General features: G+C 31.7%; 14 protein-coding genes and 1 tRNA gene. 6 read left to right on the forward strand and 9 right to left on the reverse strand.

Annotated features, from left to right (window positions below; all coding sequences use genetic code 11):
- Nucleotides 1-23 precede the first annotated feature (23 nt).
- From accB to pdxA, 5 genes are all read right to left on the reverse strand, one after another.
- Complete coding sequence (gene accB / locus ABNT65_RS17780; protein WP_348746490.1) at nt 24-509, reverse strand: acetyl-CoA carboxylase biotin carboxyl carrier protein; 486 nt, start codon at nt 507-509, stop codon at nt 24-26.
- Nucleotides 510-533: 24 nt separating this feature from the next.
- Complete coding sequence (locus tag ABNT65_RS17785; protein WP_348702593.1) at nt 534-1,529, reverse strand: beta-ketoacyl-ACP synthase III; 996 nt, start codon at nt 1,527-1,529, stop codon at nt 534-536.
- Between the two features lie 152 nt (nt 1,530-1,681).
- A complete protein-coding gene (rpmF, locus tag ABNT65_RS17790; RefSeq protein WP_348702594.1) occupies nt 1,682-1,876 on the reverse strand; it encodes a 50S ribosomal protein L32 in 195 nt (64 codons plus the stop codon).
- Nucleotides 1,877-1,884: 8 nt separating this feature from the next.
- Complete coding sequence (locus ABNT65_RS17795) at nt 1,885-2,427, reverse strand: DUF177 domain-containing protein (RefSeq protein ID WP_348702595.1); 543 nt, start codon at nt 2,425-2,427, stop codon at nt 1,885-1,887.
- Between the two features lie 70 nt (nt 2,428-2,497).
- Nucleotides 2,498-3,535, reverse strand: coding sequence for a 4-hydroxythreonine-4-phosphate dehydrogenase PdxA (gene pdxA / locus ABNT65_RS17800; protein ID WP_348736732.1), 1,038 nt, complete (start codon nt 3,533-3,535; stop codon nt 2,498-2,500).
- A 58-nt stretch (nt 3,536-3,593) separates the two neighbouring features.
- Here pdxA and ABNT65_RS17805 point away from each other — a divergent pair, with 58 nt between their 5' ends.
- Both ABNT65_RS17805 and ABNT65_RS17810 read left to right on the forward strand, forming a co-directional pair.
- Nucleotides 3,594-4,193, forward strand: coding sequence for a riboflavin synthase (locus ABNT65_RS17805; RefSeq protein ID WP_348736730.1), 600 nt, complete (start codon nt 3,594-3,596; stop codon nt 4,191-4,193).
- Between the two features lie 514 nt (nt 4,194-4,707).
- Nucleotides 4,708-6,228: a patatin-like phospholipase family protein gene (locus tag ABNT65_RS17810; protein WP_348746491.1), complete on the forward strand. Its 1,521-nt coding sequence runs from the start codon at nt 4,708-4,710 to the stop codon at nt 6,226-6,228.
- Between the two features lie 37 nt (nt 6,229-6,265).
- Here the strand turns inward: ABNT65_RS17810 and ABNT65_RS17815 are convergent.
- A tRNA-Ile gene (locus ABNT65_RS17815) sits at nt 6,266-6,339 on the reverse strand.
- 53 nt (nt 6,340-6,392) lie between these two features.
- On the reverse strand, nt 6,393-7,364 hold the full coding sequence (locus ABNT65_RS17820) for a polyprenyl synthetase family protein (RefSeq protein ID WP_348736726.1): 972 nt from the start codon (nt 7,362-7,364) through the stop codon (nt 6,393-6,395).
- Nucleotides 7,365-7,499: 135 nt separating this feature from the next.
- Between ABNT65_RS17820 and ABNT65_RS17825 the strand changes: the two genes are divergently transcribed.
- From ABNT65_RS17825 to ABNT65_RS17840, 4 genes are read left to right on the forward strand one after another with little or no spacing between them, the layout of a single operon-like run.
- Entirely contained in the window at nt 7,500-8,111 is a 612-nt protein-coding gene (locus ABNT65_RS17825) for a TetR/AcrR family transcriptional regulator (protein WP_348746492.1), read from the forward strand.
- 2 nt (nt 8,112-8,113) lie between these two features.
- The gene (locus ABNT65_RS17830; protein ID WP_348746493.1) at nt 8,114-9,529 is read left to right on the forward strand and encodes a TolC family protein; all 1,416 of its coding nucleotides are present in this window, start codon (nt 8,114-8,116) and stop codon (nt 9,527-9,529) included.
- A 7-nt stretch (nt 9,530-9,536) separates the two neighbouring features.
- Nucleotides 9,537-10,709 (forward strand): efflux RND transporter periplasmic adaptor subunit, encoded by a 1,173-nt coding sequence (locus ABNT65_RS17835; protein ID WP_348746494.1) that lies wholly within the window; start codon nt 9,537-9,539, stop codon nt 10,707-10,709.
- A gap of 16 nt (nt 10,710-10,725) precedes the next feature.
- Nucleotides 10,726-14,190, forward strand: coding sequence for an efflux RND transporter permease subunit (locus ABNT65_RS17840; RefSeq protein ID WP_348736722.1), 3,465 nt, complete (start codon nt 10,726-10,728; stop codon nt 14,188-14,190).
- A 74-nt stretch (nt 14,191-14,264) separates the two neighbouring features.
- On the opposite strand, the gene ABNT65_RS17845 is transcribed toward ABNT65_RS17840, so the two are convergent.
- Nucleotides 14,265-15,098: an FkbM family methyltransferase gene (locus tag ABNT65_RS17845; RefSeq protein WP_348746495.1), complete on the reverse strand. Its 834-nt coding sequence runs from the start codon at nt 15,096-15,098 to the stop codon at nt 14,265-14,267.
- 192 nt (nt 15,099-15,290) lie between these two features.
- Nucleotides 15,291-15,812: a hypothetical protein gene (locus ABNT65_RS17850; RefSeq protein WP_348746496.1), complete on the reverse strand. Its 522-nt coding sequence runs from the start codon at nt 15,810-15,812 to the stop codon at nt 15,291-15,293.
- Between the last annotated feature and the right edge of the window lie 172 nt (nt 15,813-15,984).

A 15,984-nucleotide genomic window follows, 5' to 3' on the forward strand; every position in this document is an offset into this window, starting at 1 on the left:
ACTAGTTAAAGAATAACTATTAATTAAGATGGGTCAACCAAAAATAAAGGTTGGTCAAATTCTACAGGAGAAGAATCGTCTACTAAAACTTTAACTATTTTACCAGATATTTCCGATTCTATTTCGTTAAATAATTTCATTGCTTCAATAACACATACTGTGTCACCAGACTTAACAGTAGACCCTACTTCTACAAAAGAAGGTTTGTCTGGAGAAGGCTTTCTATAGAAAGTTCCGATGATTGGTGATTTAATAGTTAAATACTTTGAATCATCATCATTTGTTTCAGTAGTAGGAGTGGCAGGTGTTGCTGCAGGCTGTGCTACTGGTGCTTGTGCTATCATTTGTGGAGCTTGCGCTACAGGCGCTGCTGCTTGAATGATAGTTGTTTCTGGTGTTGAACTTCCTGTTTTGATGGTAATCTTAACATCTTCCATCTCTAACTTTACTTCGCTTGCACCTGACTTAGCTACAAACTTTATAAGACTTTGAATTTCTTTAATATCCATTTTCCTAAGTTTAAGTTGTTTGGTTTATGAATTATATGCCCATTTTAAGTAGATAGCTCCCCATGTGAAACCACCACCAAATGCGGCGAATATTAAGTTATCTCCTTTTTTTAACTCTTTTTCATAATCAGCAAGTAATAAAGGTAAAGTAGCTGAGGTAGTATTTCCATACCTATGAATATTCATCATAACTTTATCGCCTTCTAAACCAATTCTATTTGCTGTTGCTTCAATAATTCTTTTATTAGCTTGATGCGGTACTAACCATTGAACATCTTCTTTAGTAATGTTATTCCTAGTCAACATTTTTTCAGCAACATCAGCCATGTTAGAAACTGCAAATTTAAAAACAGTTCTTCCTTCCTGATGCACAAAGTGTTGTTTATTCTTAATCGTATCTTCTGATGGAGGTAAAATTGAACCACCAGCGTCAATTTTTAAGAATTCACGTCCAATACCATCACTACGTAAGTACTCGTCTTGTAAGCCTAAACCTTCAGTATTAGGTTCAAACAGAGCTGCACCTGCACCATCTCCAAAAATGATACATGTAGTTCGGTCTGTGTAATCTATTATAGAAGACATTTTATCCGCTCCAATCAATAACACTTTCTTATAACGTCCACTTTCTATATAACTAGTAGCTGTTGACATTCCATAAAGGAAGCTAGAGCAAGCAGCTTGTAAGTCATAAGAAAAGGCATTAACAGCACCAATTTTTGAGGCTGTATAAGCTGCGGTTGACGCTACAGGAAGGTCAGGAGTTGCTGTGGCTAAGATAACCATATCTATCTCTGATGCATCTACTCCTGATTTTTGAAGTAAATCTTCAGCTGCTTTAATGGCCATAAAAGAAGTACCAGCACCTTCTTCTTTTAAAATTCGTCTTTCTTTGATTCCGGTTCTAGAGGTTATCCACTCATCATTAGTGTCAACCATAGTTTCTAACTCTTTATTAGTTAGTGCATATTCTGGAACATATTTTCCTACTGCTGTGATAGCTGCAGTTATTTTAGTCATAGTTGTTTGCTTTAGTTATAAAACTAGTGTTCAAAGAAATGAAAATTATTTCACTTTTTTAAAGAAAAAAAGCCAAAATAGAGGGCTTTTTTTGAGAAAACACAAAAAAACCCTCAATACGAGGGTTGTTTTAGTTTTTTAAAAACTATTTTTTATGCTTCAGCAGCAGCAGTATCTAATACTACTTGACCTCTGTAATATAATTTTCCTTCGTGCCAGTGAGCTCTATGGTATAAATGAGCTTCTCCAGTTGTTGGGTCAACAGCTATTTGAGGTATAGAAGCTTTATAATGAGTTCTTCTTTTATCTCTTCTTGTTTTAGATATTTTTCTCTTTGGATGTGCCATTTTATATCTTATTTATCTGTTAGTAAATCCTTTAATTTATCCCATCTAGGGTCTGTTGTTTTTTCTTCAACAGTATTGTTGTTATTGTCTTTTATTCTTAACTCTTCAAGTTTTTTTAAAGCCTCTGATTCCATCGTACCATCTGCCACTTTAGGGTGTATTCTTTTACTAGGAACAGATAATACAATTAGTTCATAAATATATTGAGCTATGTTAACTTGATATGAATCATGAGGTATAATAAGAATATCTATATTATCATCATTATATTCATGACCAAACTTTACTACAAGTTTTAATTCTCCTTCTATACTTTGATCAAAAAATTCATTTGTAATATCACAAGGAACATTCACATTTCCTTTTACTTTAAAAAAGAACTCCATTAGAGTGCTTTTTTTAGTTAGTTCAATATTACAAGTTACATTGCTGTCATTATATTCATCAAATTGAAAAGCTTCAAAGAACGTCTTGTCAATATGATATTCAAATAAATGACTTCCTTCTTTTAAACCTACAAAAGGTACATTGAAATCTTTTAAGTCTTTCATCTACAATATCAATTTGAGCGGGCAAAGATATGAAAAATGTTTTTACTTTGTACTAATAAAATATATTTTTTTACTGTTTTTTATCTAAAGCTTCTTTGGTAAGGGTTTGATATTCAGTTCTGTTTTTGTGTATTTTTAATGCGCTAAACAATGCTTCTTTAAAAGAATCAGGATTAGCTTTGTTTTTTCCTGCAATATCAAAACCAGTTCCATGGTCAGGTGAAGTTCTAACTTTATTTAATCCAGCGGTAAAGTTAACGCCATTTCCAAAAGATAAAGCTTTAAAAGGAGCAAGGCCTTGGTCGTGGTACATTGCTAAAACACCGTCAAATTGTAGGTAGGTTTTAGAACCAAAAAAGCCGTCAGCTGCATAAGGACCTAAAACTAATTTTCCAGTATCTTGAATTTCCTTTAAAGCAGGTCTTATAAGTTCGTCATCTTCTTTTCCAATAACACCTTTATCTCCACAATGCGGATTTAAACCTAGAACGGCAATCTTAGGTTTGCTAATATTAAAGTCTTCTTTTAAAGACTTATGCATAATTTCAACCTTAGATTTAATTAATTCAGGTGTAATTGATTCTGAAATTTTTGAAACAGGTATATGACCTGTGATTAAGCCTATGCGTAAATCTTCGGTCATTAAAATCATTAAACTTTCTCCTTCAAAATTATCATTTAAGTATTCAGTATGACCAGGGAAGTTAAAGTCTTTCGATTGTATGTTTTCTTTATTTATAGGGGCGGTTACTAGAAGGTCAATTTTATCTACTTTTAGGGCTTCTACAGTTTTTTGTAAAGATTTTAAGGCGTAGTTACCTCCAGTAGCTGTGTTTTTCCCTAACTCAACTTTAACGTCTTCTTTCCAAATATTAAATAAGTTTATTTTTCCATGAACAATATTGTCAAGAGAATTAATACCGTGAATACTATTGTTTAGTTTTAGTATTTTTTTGTGAAAGGAAATAGTTTTGTTAGCACCAAATAAAACAGGAGTGCAAAAGTCAAGCATACGCTTGTCTTCAAAAGTCTTTAGGATAACTTCTATTCCTATTCCATTTATATCTCCAATTGAAATTCCAACAATAATTTTGTCTGATTTATCCATAGTATACCTTTCTAATATCGTATTTTTGATGCTAACAAAAGTAACTAAAATTTAGAGAATGTTTACTGGAATTATAGAAACACTTGGTGTTATAGCGGATTTAAAAAGAGAGCAAGGAAATCTTCATATAAGTGTACAGTCGGAAATTACTTCTGAGTTAAAAATAGATCAAAGTGTAGCGCATAATGGCGTGTGTTTAACAGTTGTTGAAATTAACGGAGATGAGTACGTGGTTACTGCGATACAAGAGACTTTAAATAAAACAAACTTAGAAGGATTAAAAGTAGGTGATGAGGTGAATTTGGAAAGAGGAATGAAATTGGGAGCTAGATTAGATGGACATATTGTTCAAGGGCATGTAGATAAAACAGCAGTTTGTAACAGAATAAAGGATGAAGATGGGAGTACTATTTTTACGTTTGTTTATGATTTTGATGGTGAGAATGTAACTATAGAAAAAGGTTCTATTACAGTTAATGGTGTTAGTTTAACAGTGGTGAACTCAAAAGATAATGAGTTTAGTGTAGCAATTATACCTTATACATTAGCACATACTACTTTTAAAAACTTTGAAATAGGAACGAAGGTGAATTTAGAATTTGATGTGATAGGAAAGTATGTAGCAAGATTGCATAGTTTAAATTTTTCTAATCAATAGGTGTTGTAAAAAGTACTATAAAGAAAAGATTGTAAGATAATGTTAGTTTGTCTTATTGATGAGTGAGCTTAGGGGGTTAAGTTACCCAATAATTAGTAATAAAAATAAAGAAGCTACCGCGAAAATCTCTCTCGTGGCGGTAAGAGTAAGCAATACGGTAATAAAAGAAGCTGCTTTACATTAGTTTGTAAGGTGGTTTTTTTGTGCAATCAATTTTCGTTTTTATTTTCTGATTGTACAATTCTGTACAAATTTTTTCTTGTACAAGTTTAGAGGTAAAGATTTATTGATGTGAAAGTCGGTTTAGTAAGTAAGTTGAGTTTTGTTTAATAATTGGGGTATTTTTATAGGAGAATGGATCCGTTTGTTTTTTAAGAAAGGAATTAAATTCTATTAGACTATTTTATTTAAGTGTTTACATGTATTTTTAAGGACTAGAAAGGAGAAGGAGTAAAAGAAAATAATTACTTCCAAATGCTGTCAACTAATTAACTTAAACTACTATTATATTATTATGGATTTATTCCAAACTATTGCGCTAAGCTTTTCAGGCGGAGGCTATAGAGCGGCTTGTTTTTCATTAGGAACACTTTCTCTATTAGAAAAAGTAGGCTTGTTAGAAAATGTAAAAGCAATTTCTACTGTTTCTGGCGGTACAATTACAGGTGTTAAATATGCACAATCACAAGTAGAAGAAAAGGGGTTTGATGTCTTTTTTAAAGAATATTATCAATGGTTAGAAAAGGATGATTTAGCAAGTAATGCAATAAGTCATTTACGATGGCCTTTGATTTGGAATAAACCTGAAAATAAACATAAAAGAAAAAATCCCATCAATGCCTTTGCAATAGAGTATAATGAAGCTACTAATCATGTAACACTAGGGCAAGTTCAGGATATGATAGCGGAAAAGAAAACACATTTAAAAAGAGTAATTTTTAATGCAACTGATTTTGATACAACCTATCATTTTAGATTTCAAAATATAAAAGGAAATAGGAAACGATTTGGTAATGGTAAGGCACATGGAGCTTACAAAGATATATTAGATGATATTAAATTAGGTGATGTTATTGCAGCATCTACGGCTTTTCCTGGTGGATTTGAACCTATAGGTTTTCCTAGTGATTTTACTGAAAAGTACAAAGAATTAGAAGAGATTGGTTTAATGGATGGTGGGATTTTGGATAATCAGGGTACTTCTGTTTTTGTGTCTGATGTTCAAAATAATACAAATGAAGGGTATGATTTATATTTTGTGAGTGATGTAGCATCACCCTATACAGGAAAGGGGTTTGAGTTTGCGTCTAAAAATAAGTTTAGTAAATATGCCTCTTGGGTATCTAGTGCGTTTACCTTGCTTTTTATGTTGGTGATAACAGTATTTTTCTTTTTGCAAAAATGGTTGGTTTCTTATACGATAAGTGTAGTGTTTTTAGCTTTTTTAATTTTTATTCAAATAGGATTTTTTTTACTGTCAAATTTAATGCAACAACAAACAGGAATTGATCAACGGTTGTATTTACCGCCAAAAAGGGTTGGCTTCTATATTGTTAACAGAGGGAAGTCTTTGTTACGTATGGCAAGTGTTATTTTTCTGAAAAACGATAGAAGGCAACATGCTGCAACCTTGTATAGTACATTTCCTACTAAAATAGCTACATCAACCGTGTATGAATTACGTTGTGAAGATATTTATGGAGAAAAAACTAAAAAACCAGAACGAGTAAGGAATTGGGAAAAGATAGTGGTGTATACTAAAGATATTAATGGCTTAATAATTGAAAACTCAACAAAAAGTGCTGCTTTTGGAACTACGTTGTGGTTCACTAAAAAAGATAGGTCTAATGATATGCTAAATGTATTAATAGCCTGTGGAGAATATACAGCTTGCTATAATTTAATCGCACATATTGTTATTCATCATGGCGAAGAAGGTGTAAAAACTGAGTTGTTTAAACAATTGATAAGGTTGTGGGATGAGTTTCAGAAGAACCCTAAGTATTTAGTAAGAGAAAGGTTGAAGGATTTGTAAAAACAAAAAAGCTTCACAAAAAGTGAAGCTTTAAAGGTGGTCCCACATGGGCTCGAACCATGGACCCCCTGATTATGAGTCAGGTGCTCTAACCAACTGAGCTATAGGACCCGTTATTTTCGGTTTGCAAAGATATAAACTTTTTTAAAATACCAAAGAATTTTTTAAACTTTTCTGCTCATTAAATTCATTCCAAAGGCGCGTAATCCCTCCTTTGCCTCATCACTAATAGCTAAATCTTGTAAATACTCAAAAGATTTATTGGTGTAGTATTCAATAAGTTGTTCCGTGTGTTCAGGAATATTATTGTTATTGAAAATAGCTGTGACTTGTTCTATTTTTTCTTCAATATTTTTTTCTTTTCCATTGTAGAAGTTTAATAAGTTTTCTTTATCGTTATTATTACTTACTTCCAAAGCTTTTAAATAGAGGTAGGTCTTTTTATTTTCAATAATATCTCCACCTATTTGTTTACCAAAAGTTTCTGGATTCCCAAAGGTGTCTAGGTAATCATCTTGTAATTGAAAAGCAATACCTAAATTTAATCCATAATTATAAAGTAAATCAGCTTGTGCATCATCAGTTTCAGTAACTATTGCCCCCATTTTTAATGCAGCTGCAACTAAAACTGAAGTTTTAAGAGTTATCATTTTTATATATTCACCAATAGTAACGTCATTTCTAGTTTCAAAATCAACATCCAACTGTTGGCCATCACATACTTCTAAAGCTGTTTTACTAAATAGTTGAGCAAGTTTTTGAAAAACAGTAGGTTTGTAGTTTTCGAAATACTGATACGCTAAAATTAACATAGCATCACCAGATAAAATCCCTGTATTAATGTTCCACTTTTCATGTACCGTTTCTTTGCCTCTTCGTAAAGGAGCATCATCCATAATATCATCATGTACCAATGTAAAGTTGTGAAAAACTTCTACGGCAAGCGCGGCAGGTAAAGCATCCTTATAGCTACCAGAAAAAATATCAGCAGCAATTAATGTTAAGATGGGTCTTATCCTTTTTCCACCAAGTTGAAGTATATAATCAATAGGTTCGTATAAGTTTTTAGGCTCTCTATTGAAGTTTTGCTTTTCTAAATAATTTATAAAATCTGAATGATATTGTAGTAAGTCCAAATCTGAAAAAATTTTGGTAAAAATAAGGAAACAAAAATGCTAAACTCATATAATGTTAAAAAAAATTAAAACTTTGGAAACTTTTTATGTTTCTAAAGTTTCCTTTTGTATTTTTGCCCTCGAATTTATCAAAGTATGAAAGATAAGATTTTAGAGAAAGCTGGAGAAATGTTTTTAAACTTCGGGTTTAAAAGTGTTACGATGGATGATATTGCTAGGGAGTTAGGAGTATCTAAAAAAACCTTATATAAATATTTTTCTAATAAAGTTGCTTTAGTTGATGCTGCTACAGAAGCTGTTCAAAAAGCTATTGATAGTACTATTTTATATATAAAAGAGCAGCAGTATAATGCTATTGAGGAAGAATTTGCAGTTAAAGCCATTTTTAAAGAAATGTTTAAAAATGCGAAAACATCACCCATGTACCAATTGAAAAAATACTACCCAGAAACTTACACAAAGTTAATGGAGCGTGAAGTATGTATGTTTAGAGATTGCAATTTAGATAATTTAATAAAGGGAGTAGAACAAGGCTTGTACAGGAGCGATATTAAAAAAGATTTAATCGTCAATTTCTATTTCACATTAATTTTTGGAGTATTTGAAAGTGATTTGTATAGCCATGAAATACAAGAAGTGCTGAAAATAGAATATGAAATATTAGAATACCATATAAGAGCTATTGCTACAGAAAAAGGATTGAAAGAGTTAGAGAAACAATTAAAAATAATAAACCAAAACAAATAACAATGAGAAAATACATATACAGTGTATTTGTATTCTTTTTAACGAGTGTTGTACTCGCACAAGAAAAAGAGATGCGTTTATCAATGCAGGGGGCTATTGAATACGCTATAAAAAATAACTACGACAATAAGATTGCTTCAAAAAATATTGAAGCAGCTCATGAAAGAAAGTGGGAAACTACTACTATGGGGTTACCGCAAATTAACGGTAAAGTAGATTACCAAAACTGGTTAAAACAGCAGGTGTCTATTTTCCCAGCTGGTTTTGCAGATGGGTTTAGTCAAATAAGACAATTAGGAGATTTTTACGATTTATCTTCTTTAGGTGTTATTAAAGATATACCAGATGCTCCTACAGGAGGTTTAGCAGTTCCTTTTGGTACGAAACAAAGTGTAAATGCATCGGTAACTTTAACACAATTGTTATTTGATGGTTCATACTTAGTAGGCTTACAGTCAGCTAAAACCTATTTAAAAATTTCTGAGCAAGCTAAAGAAAAAACAGAGTTATCTACAAGAGAAGCTGTTGTTAATGCTTATGGAAATGTGTTAGTTACTGAAAAATCAATTGAGATTTTAGAAAGTAATAAACGAGTTTTAGAAAAAAACTTGAATGAAACACAAAAAATTTATGACAATGGTTTAACTGAGCTTGAAAATGTAGAGCAATTACAAATTACCTTAGGTAATATTGAAAACAATTTGAATAATGCTAAAAGAATGAAAGAAATAGCGTATCAAATGTTGAATATCTCTTTAGGAAATGCCATTGAAACAAAGTTAGTTTTGACAGATTCTTTAGATAATCTAGTAGTATCAAATACAGATTTAAGTTTGTTAACCAAGGTGTTTGATGTAAGTAAGCATATTGATTACCGAATGATAGAGAATGATAGAGAGAGTAAACGTTTGTTAATACGATTAGAGCAAAGTAAAGCATTACCTAGTTTATCAGCATTTATTAACTATGGAGCAAATGCTAACTCAGATACTTTTACCTTTTTTGATAGTAGTCAGCAATGGTTTGATTATTCATTATTTGGAGTAAGTTTAAACGTACCTATCTTTAGTAGTTTTGGAAGACGTGCAAAGACAGCAAGAGCAAGAATTGAGTTGGAGAATGCAGATATCAAAAAAGAAGAGGTAAAACAGAAATTAAGCTTACAAGCTAAAACAGCAAAAAGTGAGTATCAATTAAGTATTGAAAATTACGAAACAGCGAAGAAAAACTTAGCCTTGGCAGAACGTATAGAGAAAAAACAACAAGTAAAGTTTTTTGAAGGAATCTCTTCAAGTTTTGACTTACTTCAAGCGCAAAACCAATTATACACACAGCAAAATACCTATATGCAATCTATGTTAAATGTGATTGCAAAGAAAGCAAAATTAGAAAACGCATTAAATATATCTATTAAATAACCAACTAATGAGAAGGATAATAACTATCATAATAACAATAACAGTATTTGCTTCTTGTGGAAGTAAAGAACAATCTGTAGCCTCGGTAATAGGTACAAAAGATTTAAAAGTAATTCGTGCTAAAAAAGACGAATTAGACAAAAAACAACAAGAGTTAGCGGCTCAAATAAAATTATTAAATAATGAAATAGCGAAGTTAGATACAAATAAAAAAGTACCTCTAATTACTACAATAGCTGCTCAAGAAGCTGAGTTTGTTCATTATTTAGATTTACAAGGAAGTGTACAGACCAAGAAAAATGTACTAGTGTATCCTGAAATGCCAGGACAATTAGTTAGAATCTATGTAAAAGAAGGACAACGAGTAGCCAAAGGACAAGCCTTAGCAAAAATAGACGATGGAGGTTTAAGTCAACAAGTAGCACAAGCAGAAGCACAAGCGGCTTTGGCAAAAACTACGTATGACAGACAAAAAAGACTTTGGGAACAAAAAATAGGTTCTGAAATTCAGTATTTACAAACTAAAACAAATTACGAAGCCTTAACTAGAACGGTTAATCAGTTAAAGCAACAATTAGGAAAAAGCGTAATTAAAGCACCTTTTACAGGAATTGTAGATGATGTAATTAAAGAACAAGGAACTGTAGTGGCTCCTGGACCAGGATCGGAAGTGTTTAGAGTGGTGAACTTAGGAGATATGTATATTGAAACAGATGTTCCTGAAAGCTATATTTCTACTGTTAAGAAAGGGAAAGAAGTTCAAGTTGAATTCCCAATATTAGGGAAAACACTAGCGTCTAAAATTCGTCAAGCAGGAAATTTTATCAATCCAGCTAATAGAACTTTTAAAGTAGAGATAGGAGTACCAAATAAAGATAGAAGTATAAAACCTAATCTTACAGCTAAATTAAAAATTAACGATTATACAAATCCTAAAGCCATATTAATTCCTCAAAGTATCATTTCAGAAAACTCAAAAGGAGAGCAATATGTATATGTGGTAAATAAAACTGGAGGTAAATCAGTAGCGAAGCAAGTGATTATAAAAACTGGAAAAACACAAGGAGATGTTATTGAGGTAGTAGAAGGAGTTAAAAGTGGCGCGCAAATTATTAATGAAGGTGCAAGAAGTGTAAAAGATAATCAGGAAGTTAAAATTTTAGAGCTAGCTAAAAAATAATTAAAAAAGTATTCTGATGACAGAACAACAAAAAAAAGTAGATAAAGAGTTTGGTTTATCTTCTTGGGCAATTAATAATAAAACTACCATTTATGTTTTAATGGTGATTATATTGTTCTCAGGTATTTCAGCTTTCCTAGGAATGCCAAGAGAAAACTTCCCAGAAATAAAAGAAACTAAAATATATGTAAGCTCAGTATTTCCTGGGAATACAGCTGAGGATATTGAAAAACTGATTACAGATCCTTTAGAAGAAAAGTTAAAAACGGTAAGTAATGTAACTAAGATTAATTCTACATCACAAGAGAATGTATCAATGGTTACTATTGAGTTTGATGAAAGCATTACAGTTGAGGCGGCTAAACAAAAGGTGAAAGATGAAATAGATGAAGAAGTATCTGGTGAAGATTGGCCAACATTTAATGGAGCTAAGGTAGAACCAAATGTTTTTGAATTAAATATTTCTGAAGAAACACCTATTTTAAATATTAATATTTCAGGTGATTATACGGTAGAACAACTTAAAGACTATGCCGAGTATTTACAAGATGAAATAGAAGATTTAGAGGAGATAAAGAAAGCTGATATCCGTGGAGCTGAAGATAAAGAGGTAGAAGTGGCTGTAGATATCTATAAAATGATGGCGGCAAAGGTTAGCTTTGGTGATGTGATGCAAGCCATTGGTAATGGAAATACCACCATTTCTGCTGGAAATATTATAGCAAGTGGGCAGCGAAGAACCATTCGTGTATTAGGAGAAATAGAAAAACCTAAAGAGTTAGATGATTTTGTAGTGAAATCAGAAAGAGGAAACTCTATTTACTTGAAAGATATAGCGGTAGTTACCTTTAAAGATAAAGATAAAACTACCTATGCAAGAGAAGATGGACAATCTGTAGTGATGTTGGATGTTAAAAAACGTTCAGGTAAAAACATGGTGGAAGCTACGGAGAAAATTAGAGAAATAGTAAAAGATGCTGAGGCTAATGTTTTTCCAAGCAACTTAAAAGTAACATTAGCTAATGACCAATCTTCAAAAACTATTGGACAAGTAGATGATTTGGTAAATAACATCATATTTGGAGTGATTCTAGTAGTAACGGTATTGATGTTCTTTTTAGGATTAAAGAATGCGTTATTTGTTGGATTTGCTATTCCTATGTCAATGTTTATGTCATTAATGATACTGAATTTAATGGGATACACCATGAATACCATGATATTATTCGGATTAATTATGGGGCTCGGAATGCTGGTGGATAATGGGATTGTGGTTGTAGAAAACGTATACCGTTTAATGGATGAAGAAGGAATGAGCAGATTACAAGCCGCTAAAAAAGGTATTGGAGAAATTGCATTTCCTATTATCATTTCAACAGCAACAACAGTAGCTGCTTTTATTCCTCTAGGAATGTGGCCTGGGGTTATGGGACAGTTTATGATTTATTTCCCAATTACCTTATCTGTGGTATTAGGATCTTCATTATTTGTGGCTATCTTTTTTAACTCAGTTTTAGTGTCTCAGTTTATGAGTACAGAGGATAAAAACATGCCGTTAAAAAGAATCATAAGATTAACAATTGTTTTAGGAGTTTTAGGACTTTTAATTGTCATTTTCGGAGGAGCAATAAGACCTTTAGGAACTTTGTTAATTTTTGCAGCCGTTAATTTTTGGGTATACAGGTTTGTAATGAGACCAGCAGCAAATGGTTTCCAAAGAAAGATTTTACCACGCTGGGAGCGTTTTTATGAAAAAATGATTATTGGTGCATTAAAAGGTTGGAGGCCACAAATAATTACAGTTGTTACTTTTGTTTTATTAATAGTTGCGTTTATGGGATTTGGAGCTTCAGTAGGTTCACAAAGAACAAAAGTTGAATTCTTCCCTGATAATACACCCAACCAAGTAGTAGTGTATGTAGAATATCCGCAAGGGACAGATATTGAGAAGACGAATCTAATCATGAAAGATTTAGAGGAACGCGTGACAAAAATTGTCAATTCTTCTAAATACTTGGAAAAAGACTATAATTTCTTAGTAGAAAGTTCTATTACACAGGTAGGAGCAGGATCAGGAAACCCGCAAACAGATGGAGGTTCAACTGCAGAAATGCCACATAGAGGAAAAATAGTAGCTTCTATGCGTGAGTATAAGTATAGAAAAGGAGCGGATAGTAAAGAATTGAAGAAAGAAATTACAGAAGCTTTACAAGGGATTTATCCAGGGTTGTCAATTTCTGTTGAAAAAGACCCTGTAGGACCGCCAGCTGGATATCCAATTAATATTGAATTGGAAGGGAAAGATTATGCAGAATTGATTAATGCCGCTGAAAAAATGCGCGATTTTATTAATACAAAGTCTATTCCGGGTATCGCAGAACTAAAGATAGATGTGAACAAATCTAAGCCAACGATGTTGGTGGATGTTGATAGAAAGAAAGCAGGTGAATTAGGAGTGAGTGCCGCACAAGTAGGGCAACAATTGCGTAATTCAATTTTTGGAGCAAAAGCAGGTGTTTATAAAGAAGATGGAGAAGATTATGATATTTACGTTCGTTTTAATAAGGAAAATAGATACAATACCAGTGTAATATTTAATCAAACTATTACATTTAGAGATATGGCGAGTGGGCAAGTAAAGTCTATACCTGTTTCAGCATTGGCAAGTCAAAAAAACACATCTGGATTTAGCTCAATTAAACATAAAGATGGAAAGAGGGTGGTAACGGTATATTCTGCCTTAGCGCCAGGTTATACAGATGCAGGAGCTATTGTTTCTAAAATTCAAAATGAAATGAAAAGCTTTACAGGTGTACCAGAAACTATTAAAGTAGATTATACTGGGCAAATTGAAGAGCAAAACAAGCAAATGGCTTTCTTAATGGGAGCGTTTTTCTCTGGGTTAGGTTTAATCTTCTTGATTTTAATTTATCAGTTTAACTCCGTATCTAAGCCAGCTATTATCATGTTAGCAATCTTTTTAAGTTTAATTGGTGTATTTGGAGGGATTGTAGCATCAGGCTCTTCTTTTGTAATTATGATGACCATGATGGGAATTATCTCGCTGGCAGGAATTGTAGTAAATAATGGAGTAGTATTACTCGATTACACACAACTACTAATTGATAGACGAAAAGTAGCTACTAACGTTGGTGAAGATGATTATGTGCCTGTAGAAGATTTAAAAGAAGCAATTATTAAAGGAGGAAAGGCACGTTTACGTCCCGTATTATTAACGGCTATTACTACTATTTTAGGATTAATACCATTAGCAACAGGATTAAATATTAACTTTTATACACTAGTTTCAGAGTTAGATCCGCATATTTATGTAGGAGGTGATAACGTAATTTTCTGGGGGCCGCTAGCATGGACTGTAATTTACGGTTTATTCATAGCAACGTTCTTAACGTTAATTGTTGTGCCAATATTATTCTATTTAATCACCAAGTTTAAAATGTGGTTACGTAGCGTTGTATAACAGTAAGATTAATTTGTTCACAAACAAGCCAAAATTCGTTTAGAATTTTGGCTTGTTCGTTTAAAGAGATCAGTTTATATTTCTTTACTTTTATGAATGGCTAAAATTTCAAAATGCTTTTTATCCATCATGTTTTCACGTTTAATTTCTTTTAAATCATCAAAAAGCTCAAAATTATCTATATGAAAGAGTCGATAGCCATGCTGATGAACTATATCAAATAATTCCAATCGCTCTTCCTTGTTTAAACGTTTATAACATTCAATCATTAAAGAAGGTTGGTACTGACTTAAAATTTTAGGAATGGTTTTTAAAATTTCTTTATCATAACCTTCAGCATCTACTTTAATTAAACTCAAATTATTTAAATCATTAGCATGATTTTTTAACAAGTATTCCTGTAAATTTTTTCCTTCTACCTCCAGGGTATAATTATGATTGTGCTTTTGATGTTTTATTTGAGACAAGAATCCACCATTACAAAAAGAAGCATCGCTATAGTTAAAAGTAAACGAGCCATTTTTATCAGTAGCAGCAAAACACTGTGGAATAATATTGGTAAATTGTGTGTTAAGTTGCGAATTTTGTTCAAGAATCTTGTAAACAAATTTATTAGGTTCTAAACCTAATACTTTTCCTTCTTTTCCAACAGCTAAAGCCATAGGTACTGTAGTGTCGCCAGTATGTGCACCAATATCAATAATAAAACTTCCTTTGTGTGCTAATTTTTGATAAAATAAAACATTGGATGCAGTAATGTTTTTAGGTTGTTCAAAAGGATGTAACCATTGGGCGTATTCAATAGTTCCAAAAGGATTGACTTGAAACTTTTTGATTTCGAACCCATATTCCTTAAATGTTTTTTTTAATTGTTTCTTTAAAATTTTTCTTTTTATATACTTAATCATTTTTTATATGAACTCAATGTCAGTTACTATAACATTTATACAACTTATAGTGATGCTATTTATTTTATAAAACTAATTTAACTGGTAATGAATTTAGTGATTTCTTATAGAATTTTTTAAAGAAAGTACTATTCATTTTTCATCCAATTATTTTTTTCGCAATATAAGTAAATTAGGTCTTAGTAGGGTGTGTTATTTTTCTTTTATTAGATCAATTAATCCTTTATGGAAGTCAAAAATAGTGTTAATAGAAGTAATGTTTTCACTGTAACTTAAAGAAAATCTAGTTGTGACTTTATAAGATGAAATACTTAGATTTCCTGTAATAGTTGGTTCAAAACCGGTATTTTCTATCAAGTCAATTAATGAGTGTTTTCTTAATAAAGTTTCTATTTTTTTACTTAAACGAGGGTGCTTACATTTTAAACGCCAGTTTTTCTTCCTGAAAAAGAAAAGTTTTGTAATGTGATCCATAGTAGTTAATTGAAATTCAGGAAAGGTATGTGATGAGGGTAAGTTTATAGTGATCAGAGCAGAGTCTGAGTTTCCAAAATCATAAAAAACATCCATTAAATCACTATTATAAAATACTTTTAAGCGGTATTGGGTTATATGAATATATGATCCAATTTCTCCATTCACTTTAAAATTATTTACATAAAGTTCACTGTTATTTTCAGCATGAATTTTCTGAAATACTTCTTTGGATGTCATAGCTATATGTTTTTCATTAAAAGTAGTACAATTATACTGCTTTTTTAAAATTTATGTTGTACTGTCTTGTAGAATGATTTTTAAAAAGTTTTTTTACGTTTTACAGATGTACCATATAACGTACTGTACACGTTTTTTTTGTGAGAAAAAAACGTGTACAAGATTTATTGGC

Source organism: Tenacibaculum sp. 190524A02b, assembly GCF_964036645.1.
Taxonomy (GTDB): domain Bacteria; phylum Bacteroidota; class Bacteroidia; order Flavobacteriales; family Flavobacteriaceae; genus Polaribacter; species Polaribacter vairaonense.

What these genes read in the sequence shown, in the direction of transcription:
- rpmF (WP_348702594.1), bottom strand. Translation starts at nt 1,876, where the DNA reads ATGGCACATCCAAAGAGAAAAATATCTAAAACAAGAAGAGATAAAAGA.
- ABNT65_RS17850 (WP_348746496.1), bottom strand. Translation starts at nt 15,812, where the DNA reads ATGACATCCAAAGAAGTATTTCAGAAAATTCATGCTGAAAATAACAGT.
- ABNT65_RS17840 (WP_348736722.1), top strand. Translation starts at nt 10,726, where the DNA reads ATGACAGAACAACAAAAAAAAGTAGATAAAGAGTTTGGTTTATCTTCT.
- ABNT65_RS17825 (WP_348746492.1), top strand. Translation starts at nt 7,500, where the DNA reads ATGAAAGATAAGATTTTAGAGAAAGCTGGAGAAATGTTTTTAAACTTC.
- ABNT65_RS17845 (WP_348746495.1), bottom strand. Translation starts at nt 15,098, where the DNA reads ATGATTAAGTATATAAAAAGAAAAATTTTAAAGAAACAATTAAAAAAA.
- pdxA (WP_348736732.1), bottom strand. Translation starts at nt 3,535, where the DNA reads ATGGATAAATCAGACAAAATTATTGTTGGAATTTCAATTGGAGATATA.
- ABNT65_RS17795 (WP_348702595.1), bottom strand. Translation starts at nt 2,427, where the DNA reads ATGAAAGACTTAAAAGATTTCAATGTACCTTTTGTAGGTTTAAAAGAA.
- ABNT65_RS17805 (WP_348736730.1), top strand. Translation starts at nt 3,594, where the DNA reads ATGTTTACTGGAATTATAGAAACACTTGGTGTTATAGCGGATTTAAAA.
- accB (WP_348746490.1), bottom strand. Translation starts at nt 509, where the DNA reads ATGGATATTAAAGAAATTCAAAGTCTTATAAAGTTTGTAGCTAAGTCA.
- ABNT65_RS17830 (WP_348746493.1), top strand. Translation starts at nt 8,114, where the DNA reads ATGAGAAAATACATATACAGTGTATTTGTATTCTTTTTAACGAGTGTT.
- ABNT65_RS17835 (WP_348746494.1), top strand. Translation starts at nt 9,537, where the DNA reads ATGAGAAGGATAATAACTATCATAATAACAATAACAGTATTTGCTTCT.
- ABNT65_RS17810 (WP_348746491.1), top strand. Translation starts at nt 4,708, where the DNA reads ATGGATTTATTCCAAACTATTGCGCTAAGCTTTTCAGGCGGAGGCTAT.
- ABNT65_RS17785 (WP_348702593.1), bottom strand. Translation starts at nt 1,529, where the DNA reads ATGACTAAAATAACTGCAGCTATCACAGCAGTAGGAAAATATGTTCCA.